The 14,537-nt window shown below is 65.9% G+C and carries 13 protein-coding genes and 2 tRNA genes; 10 read left to right on the top strand and 5 right to left on the bottom strand.

The window, feature by feature from the left end; translation table 11 throughout:
• Nucleotides 1-55 precede the first annotated feature (55 nt).
• The 4 genes from OX459_RS03655 to OX459_RS03640 are packed head-to-tail and all read left to right on the top strand — an operon-like array spanning nt 56 to nt 2,733.
• The gene (locus tag OX459_RS03655) at nt 56-979 is read left to right on the top strand and encodes a DNA-3-methyladenine glycosylase 2 (protein ID WP_289903877.1); all 924 of its coding nucleotides are present in this window, start codon (nt 56-58) and stop codon (nt 977-979) included.
• A 57-nt stretch (nt 980-1,036) separates the two neighbouring features.
• Complete coding sequence (locus tag OX459_RS03650; RefSeq protein ID WP_289903876.1) at nt 1,037-1,408, top strand: hypothetical protein; 372 nt, start codon at nt 1,037-1,039, stop codon at nt 1,406-1,408.
• A 21-nt stretch (nt 1,409-1,429) separates the two neighbouring features.
• Complete coding sequence (locus OX459_RS03645; protein WP_289903874.1) at nt 1,430-1,951, top strand: RNA polymerase sigma factor; 522 nt, start codon at nt 1,430-1,432, stop codon at nt 1,949-1,951.
• On the top strand, nt 1,948-2,733 hold the full coding sequence (locus tag OX459_RS03640) for an anti-sigma factor (RefSeq protein ID WP_289903872.1): 786 nt from the start codon (nt 1,948-1,950) through the stop codon (nt 2,731-2,733). The genes OX459_RS03645 and OX459_RS03640 overlap by 4 nt, the downstream gene beginning before the upstream one ends.
• A gap of 43 nt (nt 2,734-2,776) precedes the next feature.
• On the opposite strand, the gene mug is transcribed toward OX459_RS03640, so the two are convergent.
• Nucleotides 2,777-3,298 (bottom strand): G/U mismatch-specific DNA glycosylase, encoded by a 522-nt coding sequence (gene mug / locus OX459_RS03635; RefSeq protein ID WP_289903871.1) that lies wholly within the window; start codon nt 3,296-3,298, stop codon nt 2,777-2,779.
• Between the two features lie 152 nt (nt 3,299-3,450).
• Between mug and OX459_RS03630 the strand changes: the two genes are divergently transcribed.
• Nucleotides 3,451-3,927 (top strand): (2Fe-2S)-binding protein, encoded by a 477-nt coding sequence (locus OX459_RS03630; RefSeq protein ID WP_289903870.1) that lies wholly within the window; start codon nt 3,451-3,453, stop codon nt 3,925-3,927.
• Nucleotides 3,924-6,230, top strand: coding sequence for a xanthine dehydrogenase family protein molybdopterin-binding subunit (locus tag OX459_RS03625; protein ID WP_289903869.1), 2,307 nt, complete (start codon nt 3,924-3,926; stop codon nt 6,228-6,230). Before OX459_RS03630 ends, OX459_RS03625 begins: the two co-directional genes overlap by 4 nt.
• Here the strand turns inward: OX459_RS03625 and OX459_RS03620 are convergent.
• Nucleotides 6,227-7,432 carry an MFS transporter gene (locus tag OX459_RS03620; protein ID WP_289903868.1) on the bottom strand — a complete coding sequence of 402 codons (1,206 nt, stop codon included), beginning with the start codon at nt 7,430-7,432 and terminating at the stop codon, nt 6,227-6,229. The two genes, OX459_RS03625 and OX459_RS03620, sit on opposite strands and share 4 nt — an antisense overlap.
• Nucleotides 7,433-7,542: 110 nt before the next feature.
• Between OX459_RS03620 and OX459_RS03615 the strand changes: the two genes are divergently transcribed.
• Nucleotides 7,543-8,331: a helix-turn-helix transcriptional regulator gene (locus OX459_RS03615; protein WP_289903867.1), complete on the top strand. Its 789-nt coding sequence runs from the start codon at nt 7,543-7,545 to the stop codon at nt 8,329-8,331.
• A gap of 59 nt (nt 8,332-8,390) precedes the next feature.
• On the opposite strand, the gene OX459_RS03610 is transcribed toward OX459_RS03615, so the two are convergent.
• Nucleotides 8,391-8,467 (bottom strand) — tRNA-Met (locus OX459_RS03610).
• A 163-nt stretch (nt 8,468-8,630) separates the two neighbouring features.
• Nucleotides 8,631-8,707 (bottom strand) — tRNA-Met (locus OX459_RS03605).
• Nucleotides 8,708-8,931: 224 nt separating this feature from the next.
• On the opposite strand from OX459_RS03605, the gene OX459_RS03600 reads away from it, so the two are divergent.
• From OX459_RS03600 to OX459_RS03590, 3 genes are read left to right on the top strand one after another with little or no spacing between them, the layout of a single operon-like run.
• Nucleotides 8,932-9,510: an NUDIX hydrolase gene (locus OX459_RS03600; protein ID WP_099666811.1), complete on the top strand. Its 579-nt coding sequence runs from the start codon at nt 8,932-8,934 to the stop codon at nt 9,508-9,510.
• Between the two features lie 30 nt (nt 9,511-9,540).
• Entirely contained in the window at nt 9,541-10,257 is a 717-nt protein-coding gene (aat, locus tag OX459_RS03595; protein ID WP_251350684.1) for a leucyl/phenylalanyl-tRNA--protein transferase, read from the top strand.
• A gap of 60 nt (nt 10,258-10,317) precedes the next feature.
• On the top strand, nt 10,318-11,040 hold the full coding sequence (locus OX459_RS03590) for an arginyltransferase (protein ID WP_099666809.1): 723 nt from the start codon (nt 10,318-10,320) through the stop codon (nt 11,038-11,040).
• A 48-nt stretch (nt 11,041-11,088) separates the two neighbouring features.
• Here OX459_RS03590 and OX459_RS03585 read toward each other — a convergent pair whose 3' ends face one another.
• Nucleotides 11,089-14,400 (bottom strand): S41 family peptidase, encoded by a 3,312-nt coding sequence (locus OX459_RS03585; protein ID WP_289903866.1) that lies wholly within the window; start codon nt 14,398-14,400, stop codon nt 11,089-11,091.
• Nucleotides 14,401-14,537: the final 137 nt, after the last annotated feature.

Raw genomic sequence — 14,537 nt, 5'->3', positions numbered from 1 at the left:
GAAACGGGATGCGCCAGCATCGTCCCCCTGATACCTTCTCTGACTTTGGCCCGCCATGACCCTGCTGCACTGGACCCTCCCCCTGCCCGCCGGCTACCGCCGCGACGATGTCATCGCCTTCCACAGCCGGGATACGCAAGCCGTGGCGGAACAAGTCACGCCGACAGGCCTGCGCAAGGGCATCCTGCTTGCCGGCGTCCCTGTCGTACTGGACGTGGCCTTCACGCAGGATGCCGCCATCTGCCAGGCGGACCTCGACGACAATGACGATACCGTCGCCGACCTGCAAACGCCGCTGCACGGCGCCCTGCTGAACATCCTCGGCCTGCGCATCGACCCGCAGCCGTTCGCGCAACTGGCCGCCGCCGACCCGCTGCTGGCGCCCTTGATCTGCGTCAACCCGGGCTTGCGCATCGTGCAATCGGCCAGCCCCTTCGAAGCGCTGACCTGGGCCATCATCGGCCAGCAGATCAACCTGTCGTTCGCCATTTCCCTGCGCCGCACCTTCATCGTGCAAGCGGGACGCCAGCATGGCAGCGGCTTGTGGTGCTATCCGGAGGCGCGCGACGTGGCGCGGCTATCCGCCGAGGATTTGACGAGCCGCAAATTCTCGCGCGCCAAGGCGGAAACCGTGCTGCGCCTGGCGCATCTCGTCAACGATGGAGAACTGTCGCTGGAGCTGCCCCCTTCCGGCGACGTGGCGGCCATTTCGCAGGCGCTGCTGGCCGTGAAGGGTATCGGCCCGTGGACCGTCAACTATGCGCTGCTGCGCGGCTATGGCTATGCCGACTGCTCGCTGCACGGCGACGTGGCCATCCGCGCCGCCCTGCAAAAGCTGCTCCGCGAAGAGGTCAGGCCGGACATGGCGCGCACGGAGCAGTGGCTGCGCCAGTACGCGCCGCACCGCACCATGGCCGCCGCCCACCTGTGGGCCAGCCTGCACGCGCCGGAAAAAAATATTTTGCCGGCCGGGGAATAAACGGCGGGCGGCACGCGTCTATCCCTTGCAAGCCCCCAAAACCTCAAGGAGACCACCATGCGCTTTACCACTTTTGCCGCCACCGCCCTTTGCACCGCCTTGTCCGCCCCGCTGGCCTTTGCCGCCGACGTCATGCCCGCCAACGGCATGCTGGTCAACGCCAGCGGCATGACCGTGTACGTGTTCGACAAGGATGTCGCCGACAGCGGCAAGAGCGCCTGCAGCGGCGGCTGCCTGGTGGCCTGGCCCGCCGTCATCGCCACCGAAGCGGCGCCCGCCGCCCCGTATGGCAGCATCAAGCGCGAAGACAACGGCGCCATGCAGCTGACCTACAAGGGCAAGCCCCTGTACCTGTACAAGGAAGACAAGAAACCGGGCGACGCGGCCGGCGACAATTTCAAGAACGTGTGGCACGTCGTCAAGCCGTAAGCACGCCATCCCGCCGCCACGATGACCACACAAGAGGACAGCCGCCAGCTCCAAGCCTGCCTGCCCGGCCTGCGCCGCTATGCGCGCGCGCTGGCGGGCGCCGCGCACGCGGACGACCTGGTGCAGGATACCGTGGAGCGGGCCTGGCGCAAGTTCGACCAGTGGCAGCGCGGTGGCGAGATGCGGCCCTGGCTGTTTTCCATCATGCATAACCTGCACGTGGATCAACTGCGCCGCCCCGGCCTGGCGCTGCTGGAGCTCGACGACGACGCCCTGCTGCCTGCGCCGGAGCGCGCGCCGGGACAGGCCATCGCTATCGGCGAAATGGATGCGGCGCTGGCCCGTTTGCCGCTGGGGCAGCGCGAAGTCATCCTGCTCGTCGCGCTGGAACAAATGCCGTACGAGCAGGTGGCGTCCACGCTGGGCATCCCCGTCGGCACCGTCATGTCGCGGCTGTCGCGCGGGCGCGAGCGGCTGCGCGAACTGCTCGACGGCCGCCCCGCCGGCAGCCATGGCGCCCCTACCCTGAAAGTCGTGAAATGACAATGCAAGCCATCAGCGAAGCGCAATTGCACGCCCTGGCCGACGGCGTCCTGCCCGAGGAGCAGCGCGCATCCATCGACGCCCACCTGCGCGCGCATCCCGAGGACGCCGCCAGGGTGGACGCGTGGCGCGAACAGAACCGGCAATTGCGCGCCCTGTTCGATCCCGTGCTGGACGAAGCCGTGCCGCCGGCCCTGCGGCAGGCGGCATCGCCAGCGGCGGCGAACGGAGCCTGGCGCCGCCCCGCCATGCAGGCGGCAGCGGCCATCGTGCTGCTCATCGCCGGCGGCGCGGGCGGCTGGCTGCTGCGCGGCGACGACGGCACGAGCGCCAGCGCCAGCCCCCTGACCCTGGCGCGCAGCGCCGCCATCGCCCATGCCGTCTACACGCCCGAAGTGCGCCATCCCGTCGAAGTGGGCGCGGCGCAGGAAGCGCACCTGGTGCAATGGCTGTCGAAACGCCTGGGCACGCAACTGCAGCCGCCCGCGCTGTCGCCACTCGGCTATCACCTGATCGGCGGGCGCTTGCTGCCCGGCGATGGCGATGGCCCCGTGGCGCAATTCATGTACGAAGATGGCGGTGGCAAGCGCCTGACCCTGTACGTGGCCAAGGAACGGGCGGGCAGGCAGGAAACGGCTTTCCGCTATACGCAGGAAAAGGACCTGAGCGTGTTTTACTGGATCGACGGCCAGCTCGGTTATGCCCTCTCGGCGAGCCTGCCCAAACGGGAACTGGGCAAGATCGCCGACGCCGTGTACGCGCAGCTGGAGCAAGCCCGCTAAGCCCCTCCATCCATGCGCAAGTGCGCTGAACGCCAGCCCGGCATCAGCCCAGCGCGCGCTTGAGTTCCGCATATGCGTCGACCAGCCGCTCCTTCGAATAGCCGCGATTGAGGCCACTCGGATTGGGCAAGATCCACACGCGCGCGCCGCCGAAGCGCTCTGGCTGCTCACCCCACTCCAACTGGCGTTTTCCCGTCATCGCCGCGTAAGCGGCCTTGCCCAGGAAGGCGATCCACTGCGGCTGCGCCCATGCCAGCTTGTGCCGCAGGCCCGCCGCCGCTTGCGCGAATTCGTCCGCCCCCACCTGGTCCGCGCGGCTGGTCGGGCGCACGACGGCCGCCGTCAAGCCCAGCCCGAAACCGAGCACGCTGACATCGTCCTGCGGCGCCACCAGGTGCGGCGTGAAGCCGGCCAGGTGCAGCACGGGCCAGAAGCGGTTGCCGCGGCCGAGAAAATGGTGGCCGGCCGCCGCCGCGTCCACGCCGGGATTGAGGCCGCAAAAAACCACCTGCAAGCCGGGAGCGAGGATGTCGGGCAAGCCCGGCGCCGTTGTGAGGTATGTCATGGAAAACTCCGATATCAGAAGCCGCAGTATGCCACCGGCGCCATCTCCTGCAGCGCAGGCCGGCCGGTGCTACCATCCCCTACTGATGAGCTAATCCGTTTGGCGGATGGCCGTCGCGCTGTCCCGCACCATCCCCACTCCGAGGAATACACATGACGACCCTGACCATCAATGGCAAGCAGCACGACCTTGCACTGCCTGAAGACACGCCCCTGCTGTGGGCCCTGCGCGACGAACTGGGCATGACCGGCACCAAATTCGGCTGCGGCATGGCCCTGTGCGGCGCCTGCACCGTGCACCTCGATGGCGAAGCCATCCGCTCCTGCGTGACGCCCATGTCGGCCGCCGCCGGCAAGAAGATCACCACCATCGAAGCGGTGGGCGAAGACAAGGTCGGCCTTGCGCTGCAACAAGCCTGGCAGGAACACGGCGTGCCACAATGCGGTTACTGTCAGGCCGGGCAAATCATGTCGGCCACGGCCCTGCTGCACAAGACGCCGAGACCGAACGACCAGCAAATCCGCGAAGCGATGAGCGGCAATATCTGCCGCTGCGGCACCTACACGCGCATCCACGCGGCCATCAAGCAGGCCGCAAGCAGCATCCACGCAAAAGGAGCGGCCAAATGAGCATCCATGACACTGCCGCAGCACATTCACCTGCGCGGCGCAACTGGCTCAAGGCCGCCGGCGCGCTGGCCGGCTTGACCCTGGTGGCCGGTCCTTCCGGCCTCGTGATGGCGGCCGATGCCGTCAAATACGGCGGCGACAATATGGCTGGCGGCGTGGTCAACGACACCCTGGTCTTCCTGTCGATCGGCGCCGACGGCATCGTCACCATCGTGGCGCACCGCTCCGAAATGGGCCAGGGCATCCGTACCAGCCTGCCCATGGTGGCGGCCGACGAACTGGGCGCCGACTGGGCGCAGGTGCGCGTGCAGCAGGCGCCCGCCGACGAAGCGCGCTACGGCAGCCAGGATACGGACGGTTCGCGCAGCATGCGCCACTCGTTCCGCGCCATGCGCCACGTGGGCGCCACGGCGCGCCTGATGCTGGAAACGGCGGCCGCCGTGCGCTGGGACGTGCCCGTCACCGAGGTGAAAGCCGTCAATCACGCGGTCGTGCATGCGGCCAGCGGACGCTCGCTGTCCTTCGGGGCGCTGGCCGAAGAAGCGGCCAAATTGCCCGTGCCGCCACGCGCGCGCATCAGCCTGAAAACGGCGGGCGAGCTGCGCTACATCGGGCAAACCAGCACGCGCGGCATCGACTTGCACGACATCGTCACGGGCAACACCCACTTCGGCATCGACACGCGCCTCGACGGCATGGCGTACGCCGTCATCGCCCGTCCGCCCGTCTTCGGCGGCAAGCTGAAAAGCGTGGACAAGACGGCGGCCCTGAAAGTGCCGGGCGTGCTGCGCATCGTCGAACTGGCGGGCAGCCCGCCGCCGGCCATGTTCAATCCCCTGGGCGGCGTGGCCGTCATCGCCAGCAACACCTGGGCCGCCATCAAGGGCCGCGAAGCGCTGGTGCTGGAATGGGACGACGGTCCGAACGGCGGCTACGATTCGAAAGCCTTCCGCAAGACGCTGGAAGCGGCCGTGCGCCAGCCGGCCAGCCCGGCGCGCGACCAGGGCAAGACGGTGGCGACACTGGCCGCAGCTCCCGCCGCGCGAAAATTCAGCGCCGAGTACTATCTGCCCCACCTGGCCCACGCCACCATGGAGCCGCCCGCCGCCACCGTGCGCATCGCCAACGGCAAGGCCGAAGTGTGGGCCTGCGTGCAGGCGCCGCAGGCGACGCGCAGCAACGTGGCCAAGGCCCTGGGCCTGACGTATGACGACGTGACCGTCCACGTGACCCTGCTCGGCGGCGGCTTCGGGCGCAAATCGAAACCCGATTTCGCCGTCGAGGCGGCGCTGCTGTCGAAAGCCATGGATGGCGCGCCCGTCAAGCTGACGTGGACGCGCGACGACGACCTGCAGCACGACTACCTGCATACGGTATCGGTCGAACGGCTGGAAGCGTCGCTCGACGCGAAAGGCATGCCGACGGCCTGGCTGCACCGTACGGCCGCGCCCACCATCACGTCGACCTTTGCCGCCGGCGCGAACAAACAGGCGCCGTTCGAACTGGGCATGTCGGCCATCAACGTGCCGTTCGCCATTGCGAACATCCGCGTCGAAGTGCCCGAAGTGCCGGCCCACACGCGCATCGGCTGGTTCCGTTCCGTGTCGAACATCCCGCACGCCTTCGCCATCCAGTCGTTCACGGCCGAACTGGCGCATGCGGCGAAGAAGGACCACCGCGACTACCTGCTGGCGCTCCTGGGCCCCGCGCGCAAGATCAACCCGGCCGACCTGTCCGACGGCTGGAACTATGGCGAAGATCCGGCGAAGTATCCGGTCGATATCGGCCGCATGCGCCACGTGATCGAGCTGGCGACGGCCAAGGCGGGCTGGGGCCGCAAGCTGCCCAAGGGACGGGGCCTGGGCCTGGCCGTGTCCTACAGTTTCGTTACCTATGTGGCGGCCGTGATCGAAGTGGAGATCAATGCGGCCGGCGAAGTCATCGTGCCCAGGGTCGACATCGCCATGGATTGCGGCCCGCAGATCAACCCGGACCGCGTGCGCTCGCAGATCGAGGGCGCCTGCATCATGGGCCTGTCCCTGGCCATGAGCGGCGAAATCAGCTTTAAAAATGGCCGGGTCGAGCAAAGCAATTTCCACGACTACGCCGTGCTGCGCGCCGCCGACGCGCCGCGCGTGATCCACACGCACCTGGTGCCGGGCACCCTGGACATGGAGCTGGGCGGCGTGGGCGAGCCGGCCACGCCGCCCATCGCGCCCGCCCTGTGCAACGCCATCTTCGCCGCTACGGGCAAGCGCATCCGCGCCCTGCCCGTGGGCATGCAACTGGCGAAGAAAGGCTAGCCGCGCCGCGCCGCCGGCAACTGCAGCAGCAAGGAGGCGGCGGCGACCAGGGCGGCGGCGGCCGCCAGCAGCCACATGGGCCAGTCCAGCAGGAGCAGCACCCCGCCCGTGGCGGCGCCGATGGCGCTGCCCAGGTACAGCGCCGATTCGTTGAGGGCGATGGCCAGATTGCCGTCGCCCTGGCGCGCGCGCACGGCCAGCAATTGCTGGTTTTGCGGCACTTGCAGGGCCCAGCCGGCCGCGCCCCACAGCACGATAGGCGCCAGCATCAGCCAGGCCGACCAGCCGGCCGCCAGCGGCAGCGCGCCCAAGGCCAGCGCCAGCTGCAGCAAGATGAGCCAGGTCAGTTTCGGCGCCGCCACCTTGTCCGCCCATGGCCCGACCAGCACGCTGCCAACGATCCCCCCCACGCCCCAGGCCCACAGGAAGGGCGTGGCGGAGATCGCTGCGCCCTGCGCCGACCACGCCAGCAGCGGCGCAATGAAGGTGTACATGCCCAGGCTGGCGATGGCCGCCAGCAGCGACACGAGCAGGATGGCCAGCACCTGCCCGTCGGCCAGCAAGGCCAGCTTGCGGCGCAGCGAAATGGCCGGCGCGGACGATGCGGCAGGCAGCGCGGGCAGCTTCCACAGCAAGCCCGCCAGCGCCAGCGCACCGAGAAGCGCCACCAGCCACAGGGCCGCGGCCCAGCCCAGCTGCTGCGCCAGCAGCAAACTCAAGGGCACGCCCAGCACCGTGCCGCCCGCCATGCCGCCCATGATCGCGCCGATGGCCTTGCCCCGCTGCTGCGGCGCCGACACGCCGGCCGCCGCCGCGATGCCCAGCGCCAGATACACGCCCGCACCGATGCCGGCGATGGCGCGCCATGCCAGCAGACTGCTGAAACCGGGCGCCAGCGCGCTGGCCCCGTTCGCCAGCACGAACACGCCCAGGGCGACCAAAAGGCCAGAGCGCTGCGCGCGCGCCGGCAGCAAAGCCACCATCGGCGGCGATCCGAGGCCATAGGCCAGGGTAAACGCCGTCACCAGCTGCGCCGCCATCGCCAGCGAAACGGAAAACGCGCCGGCGATCATCGGCATCAGGCCTGCCGTCACATACGACGCCATGCCCAGCGCGAACGCGCCCACGGCGATCAGATAGACGGTGGCGGGCAGCACGGCGGCGGAAGTGCCAGTACTGGCGTGAGAAGAATAGTCGGACATGGGCAAGCCTTCGGGAAGAAAGCAGGCATTCTGGAATACAATATAAACAATTACAATTTAACTGTTTATGCTATTACTGATAGCAACAGGCTTACCGGAAAGGCAGCATCATGCGCACTTTGGCCCGCACCCGCCACGAACTGGCCGCCTACCTGCAGGCGCGCCGCGCACGCCTGTCGCCGGAAGACGTGGGCTTGCCCGGCGGCGGGCGGCGCAGGACGCCCGGCTTGCGCCGCGAAGAAGTGGCGGCGCTGGCCGGCGTGGGACTGACCTGGTACACCTGGCTGGAGCAGGGGCGCGACATCGGCGTCTCCAGCGCCTTTCTCGACAAGCTGGCCGAAGTGCTGAAACTGGACGCGGGCGAACGCCGCCACCTGTTCCTGCTCGCGCATGCGCGTCCGCCGGCCGAAGAGGGCAAGACGTTTTGCGTGGTGCCGCCGCCGGTGCGCCGCCTGATGCACGAACTGGCGCATCCCGCGTATGTGCTCAACCTGCGCTGGGACGTGCTGGCGTTCAATGCGGGCGCGGACGCCCTGTTCGGCTTCGGCGCGCATGTGCCGGCGCGGCGCAATCTGCTATGGCTCTTGTTTACCGATCCGCTGCTGCGCTCGCGCTTCATCGGCTGGGAAGAGCAGGCGCCACTGATGCTGTCGAGCTTTCGCCGCGACTATGCGCGCGCCACGCAGGAAGCGGACATTCACGCGCTGGTGGACGAACTGGAAAAAGTCTCGCCCGAATTCAAGCTGTGGTGGCGCCGCCACGACGTGCATGCGCCATGTGCCGGCGTGCGCTGCCTGGACGTCGGCGGCGAAGGCATCGCATATGAGCACACCTCGCTGACCATCGATGCGGACCGCCACCTGCGGCTGGTCGTGTATGCGCGCCAGCTGCCAGAGTAAACACCGCCGCACAACGAAAAAACCGCTGACCCTCTTGCGAGGAATCAGCGGCTTCGAATTGGTTGCGGGGACAGGATTTGAACCTGTGACCTTCGGGTTATGAGCCCGACGAGCTGCCAGACTGCTCCACCCCGCAGCAGAATTATATACCAGATTGTTGCGAGGCGTAAAGGGCAAGATTTGACAATTGCATGCGCGCCCCGCCTCGCGAAGATTGCCGATAGGCAGATGATGGGGTGCGCCAGGCGGAAATGAAAAAAGCCGCCGATCTTTTGCAAGAATCAGCGGCTTTCCGGTATTGGTTGCGGGGACAGGATTTGAACCTGTGACCTTCGGGTTATGAGCCCGACGAGCTGCCAGACTGCTCCACCCCGCACAAGAATTATAAGGGCAAACAGGCGGCTTAGGCAATAGCTATCTCAACTTTGACTGCAATAGAGCCATTTTATTAAAAATGCGTTCCAAAGGGCGTCAAGCAGCTTCGCCAATTGCCGGTTGGCATTGTGTCCGCCGGTCACGCCACGCCGCACGCAATCGGTGTACAGTAAGCGGTGTACAGTAAGCGTTACACTAGACATCATTCTTTTCCTAAGCCCGCCCATGAAATTCTGCTCCGAATGCGCCCATCCTGTCAGCCTGTCCATCCCGGAAGGCGACAACCGCCCGCGCTATGTGTGCGCCAACTGCGACGCCATCCATTACCAGAACCCGAAAATGGTGGTCGGCTCGATTCCCGTCTGGGAAGAGGATGGCCAGTTGCAGGTCTTGCTGTGCAAGCGGGCCATCGAACCGCGCCTGGGCTACTGGACCCTGCCGGCCGGCTTCATGGAAAACGATGAAACGACGTCGGATGCGGCCGAGCGCGAAACGGTGGAGGAAGCGGGCGCCAATATCGAACTGGGGCCCCTGTTCTCGCTGCTGAACGTGCAGCGCGTGCACCAGGTGCACCTGTTCTACCTGGCGCGCCTGCGCGACCTCGATTTCGCACCGGGCATCGAAAGCCTGGACGTGCAGCTGTTTACGGAAGCGCAGATTCCCTGGGATGACCTGGCCTTCCCCACCATCCGCGCCACCCTGGAACTGTTCTTTGCCGACCGCGTGAAAATCCGCGAAGGCGGCAGCTACGGCGTGCATACGGGCGACATCACGCGCCCGATGGCACGCACGGATGCAGAATAAGCTCCCCTCACCTGCCACCTTTGACGCCGCATGATTCCCTGGCTCGACATCCACACCCCGTTCCCCGACGTCTCGCGCGCCCTGACCGACGAGGCGCCCGGCCTGCTGGCGGCCGGTGCCGACCTGTCGCCCGCGCGCCTGCTCGACGCCTACCGGCGCGGCATCTTCCCCTGGTTTTCCGAAGGCCAGCCTATTTTGTGGTGGAGCACCGATCCGCGCATGGTGCTGATGACGGAGCATTTCAAGGTCTCCGACAGCCTGGCCAAGGCGATCCGCAAGGTCGAACGCAGCGCCGCCACGGACGGGCGCTGGCAGCTGCGCTTCGACGGCGATTTCGACGCCGTCATGCGCGCCTGCGCCGCGCCGCGCAAGGATGGCCCGGGAACGTGGATTTCCGACGAAATCATCGCCGGCTACACGGGCTTGCATAAGCTGGGCTACGCGCACTCGTCGGAACTGTGGCTGGACGGGGAACTGGTGGGCGGCGCGTATGGCGTGTCGATCGGGCGCATGTTCTATGGCGAGTCGATGTTCGCGCGCGTGACGGATGGCTCGAAGATCGCGCTGGCGCACCTCGTGCGCTTCCTGAAGGACCGCGGCGTGGCCATGATTGACTGCCAGCAAGAAACAAGACACCTGGCGTCGCTGGGCGCGGCGCCCATTTCGCGCGCGCGCTTCCTGGCCCACGTGCGCGTCGCCATTGAAGCAGCGCAAATCACGGATTGGCAGGCTGCACCGCCGGCATAAAAAAGCTATGATATCTCCACGCAGACTTCCATTGCCGCGGACAGACCAGACAGGATCAGCATGACGCACCTGAACGAACTACCGTTTGCCACCCTGCAGTTCTACACGACGGCGCCCTACCCGTGCAGCTACCTGGACGACCGCCAGGCCCGCTCGCAGGTGGCCACGCCCTCGCACCTGATCAACAGCGACGTGTATTCGGAACTGGTGCGCAACGGCTTTCGCCGCAGCGGCATTTTTACTTACCGCCCGTATTGCGATGGCTGCCAGGCCTGCATACCCGTGCGCGTCGTGACGGGCGAGTTTACCCCGAACCGCAACCAGCGCCGCGCCTGGAGCCGCCACGCCGACCTGCAGGCGGGCGTGGCCACCCTGTCCTTCCTCGACGAGCACTACGAGCTGTACCTGCGCTACCAGAGCACACGCCACGCGGGCGGCGGCATGGACCAGGACAGCCGCGACCAGTATGCGCAATTCCTGCTGCAAAGCCGGGTCAATACGCGCCTGGTGGAGTTTCGCGATGCCGAAGGCATCCTGCGCATGGTCAGCATCATCGACGTGCTGGCCGACGGCCTGTCGTCCGTCTACACCTTTTTCGATCCGGACGTGCCGGGCGCCTCCTACGGCACCTACAACGTGCTGTGGCAAATCGCCCAGGCGCGCGAACTGGGCCTGCCCTACATCTACCTGGGCTACTGGATAAAGCAAAGCCCGAAGATGGCGTACAAGATCAACTTCAAGCCGCTGGAAGCACGCATCAAGGGGCAGTGGGTCATCCTGTAAAAAAAGGGGCTTGCGCCCCTTTTTCTTATTGATCTCCTTTGATCCCCTTTACTTGCTCTTGTCCGGAAACGCCGGACGCTTGGGCTGCACGGGCGGATTCTTCGCCAGTTCGGCCTGGATCACCTCGATCGCCTTTTCCAGCTGCGGATCGCGCCCGGCGATGACGTCGGCCGGCGTTTGCTCGACGTCGATATCGGGCGGCACGCCTTCATTTTCCACGCCCCAGCCATTCTCGCGCGTCCAGAACGCCAGGTTCGGCGCCGTGATGAAGCCTCCGTCCATCAGCACGGGGAAGCCCAGTACACCCACCAGGCCGCCCCACGTCGCCTTGCCGATCAGCGGGCCCATGTTGTTTTTGCGGAACATCCACGGCAGCAGGTCGCCGCCCGAACCGGCCGTCTCGTCGATCAGCATGGCGCGCGGCCCCTGGATCGACGCGGACGGCGTCTTCATGTCGGCGCCGTAGCGCATGGTCCACCAGGCGATTTCCTTCTTCTGCAGGATCTCGATGTAGTAATCGGCCACGCTACCGCCGCCGTTGAAACGCTCGTCGACGATGATGGCCTGCTTGTCCGCCTGCGGGAAGAAATAGCGCTTGAAGTAGGTATGGCCCAGCCCCGCCGTATTCGGCACGTACACATACGCCACCTTGCCGCCCGTGGCCGCATTGACCTTGCGCATATTGCCTTCGATCCAGTCGCGGTTGCGCAAGGCATCCTCGGTCGGCACGGGCACCACGGTGATCGTGCGCGCGCCCTTGCCGTCGGCCGACGGTCCCACGGTCAGGTCGATGGCCTTGCCGGCCGTGTTCTCGAAGGCGCTGTAGATATTCGTCGGCGGCAGCAAAGGACGACTGTCGACGGCCAGCAGGTATTCGCCCGCCTTGACGTTCAGGCCCGGCTCCGTCAGCGGCGCGCGCAGGGCCGGATTCCAGTTCAAGCCGCCATACACCTTCTTGAAGCGGTAATGGCCGTCGCGCACTTCATAATCGGCGCCTAGCAAGCCCCCCGGCACTTTCTTTGCCTCGATAAAATCGTCGCCGCCGCCGCCCCGGTGGTGCCCCACGGCCAGCTCGCTGCACATCCACTGTATCAATCGGTTCAGATCCGCGCGGCTGGACAGCTCGGGCAGGAACACGGCGTACTTGTCGCGCATGGCCTTCCAGTCCACGCCATGCATGCCCGGGTCATAGAAGTAATCGCGGTTGATGCGCCACACCTCGTTGAAAATCTGCGTCCATTCGGCGCGCGGATCGGCCTTCACTTCGATGGCGTCGACCTTGATCTTGCCCTCGCCCGGCGCCAGCAGCTTGCCCGTGGCCGACCCCATGGCCCAATTGTCCTTCTGGCGGTACAGCAGCTTCTTGCCGTCGGCCGAGACTTCGAAATCATCGGCTTCCGCCACCACGGTTTCCGCCTTGCGCTCCTTCAGATCGAAGCGCTGCACGGCCTTCTTGCCGTCGCTTTCGCGCAGCAGGAAGATTTGCCCCGCAGCGCCAGCCGTCAGGCTGGAGAATTGCGCGGCCGGCAGCGGCAAGTCGACGATGCGCGTGGCGATGCCGTCGAAATCGATGTGGATCGGCGCCACCGGCGCGACGACCACTTTCGGGTCGTCGCGCCCCGTCTTCGGATCGACCTTCGGCTCGCTCTTCGCTTCCGCTTCCCCCTTTACCGTGTCTTTTTTACTCTCCGCGCCGGCCGCCTTTTCCTCGTCGCTTTCCTTGATCAGGGGCGATGGCAAGTCGCGCCGCAGCACGGCCATCCACACGGTGCGCGTCACCAGATTGTCTTCGTTCTGCTGCGAGAACCAGTTGTTGCTGGGGCCAGCATTCGTCGAGGCGAAGAAGTACAGGTATTTGCCGCTCTTGTCGAACACGGGCTGGGCCACGTCGGACAAGCCGTCGGTCACGGGCATCGACTTGTTCTGCTCGACGGAATAGATGTAGGCGCTGCGCGTGTAGGTGGGCGAATTGAGCGTATAGGCCAGCCAGCGCGAGTCGGGCGCCCACGCGGCGCGCATGCTCTTGTCGACGCCATACATCGGCTCCGTGGCGATTTTTTGCACCTTGCCCGTGCCGACATCGATCACATACATGCTCCAGCCATTGTCGGCAAACGCGATCTTCCTGCTGTCGGGCGACCAGACGGCGTTGTCATAGAAACCGCTGCCATTGAGCTTGAGCTTTTTCACGGCGCCCTTGCCGTCCTGCGAGCGCACATGCAGTTCATATTCTCCCGACTCGTCCGAGAAATATGCGACCGAGCGGCCATCGGGCGACCAGATCGGCGTGCGCTCGTGGGCGCCGGCCGTCTGCGTCAGGTTGCGCACGTCGCCCTTGTCGGCGGGAATGGTGACGATCTCGCCCCGGTACTCGAAGGCGATCCTCGCGCCCGACGGCGAAATCGAGGCGTCGCGGATGTATTTCGCGTTCTTGACCCAGCGGGGGCGCGCCTGCCCCAGGTCGCTGGCCACGGCGATGGCCAGCTTGTGCGCCTGGCCGCTGGCGATGTCGAGCGAGTGCAGATAACCGGCCTGCTCGTAGACGATGGTGCCGTTCGCCGCCGACGCGTTCAGCACGGGGAAATCCTTGTGCTGCGTCAACTGGCGCACGGCTTTCGTCTTGACGTCGTAGGAAAACAGGTTGAATTCGCCGTTGCGGTCCGAGCGGAAGTACACGGTATCCTTGATCCACATGGGATCGACGTCGTTCGAGCGCGTGGTGGGCTGGGGGATTTTTTCAATCGATTTGTCGCTGGACGAAAACAGCCACAGCCAGGAATTGGTGCCGCCCCGGTAGCGCTTCCACTGCTTGAAGGCGGGCGCGAGCGGGTTGTAGGCGATGCGCTGGCCATCGGGCGAATACGTGGCGCGCGACGCGTTGGGGATTTCCAGCTGGGTTTCCACGCCGCCCGCCACCGGCACCGTGAACAGCTTCTGGAAGCGGTTGTTGAAGGCGGCGCGGGGCGAGGTGAACATCACGGACTGGCCATCGGGGGTGAACGATTGCGCCAGATCAACACCCGGGTGGAAGGTCAGGCGGCGCGGCACGCCGCCGGCGGCCGCGATCACATACACGTCGACATTGCCGTCGATGTTGGCGCTATACGCGATCAGGCTGCCGTCGGGCGAAAACACGGGGTTCGATTTGTCGCCCAGGTCGGAGGTCAGGCGCCGCGCGCCGCCGCCATCGAGGTTCGACAGCCATACGTCGCCCGCATAGATGAAGGCGATGTGGCGGCTGGAGACGGCAGGTTCGCTCAGCATGCGGGTGTCTTGCGTATTGGGCAGGGCCAGGGCCGGATGGCTCAGCAGCAGTGCGCTGGCGGCCGCGATGGCGGTCAGGATGCGTGTCTTTTTCAATCGATGTCTCGCTTATGAAGTCAACAGAACAGAGAAAAAACAGGAAGGTCCACGGTCGAATGCGAATTATCAAGGATTCAATATTGCATTAGACCAACAAGAACTATACACCCGGCAGCCGCGCGGAACACGGTAAA

Source organism: Janthinobacterium sp. SUN026 (assembly GCF_030397625.1).
Lineage (GTDB): Bacteria > Pseudomonadota > Gammaproteobacteria > Burkholderiales > Burkholderiaceae_D > Janthinobacterium > Janthinobacterium kumbetense.
Note: the sequence above shows the minus strand (reverse complement) of the source record. Positions and strands in the feature narration are given on the sequence as shown.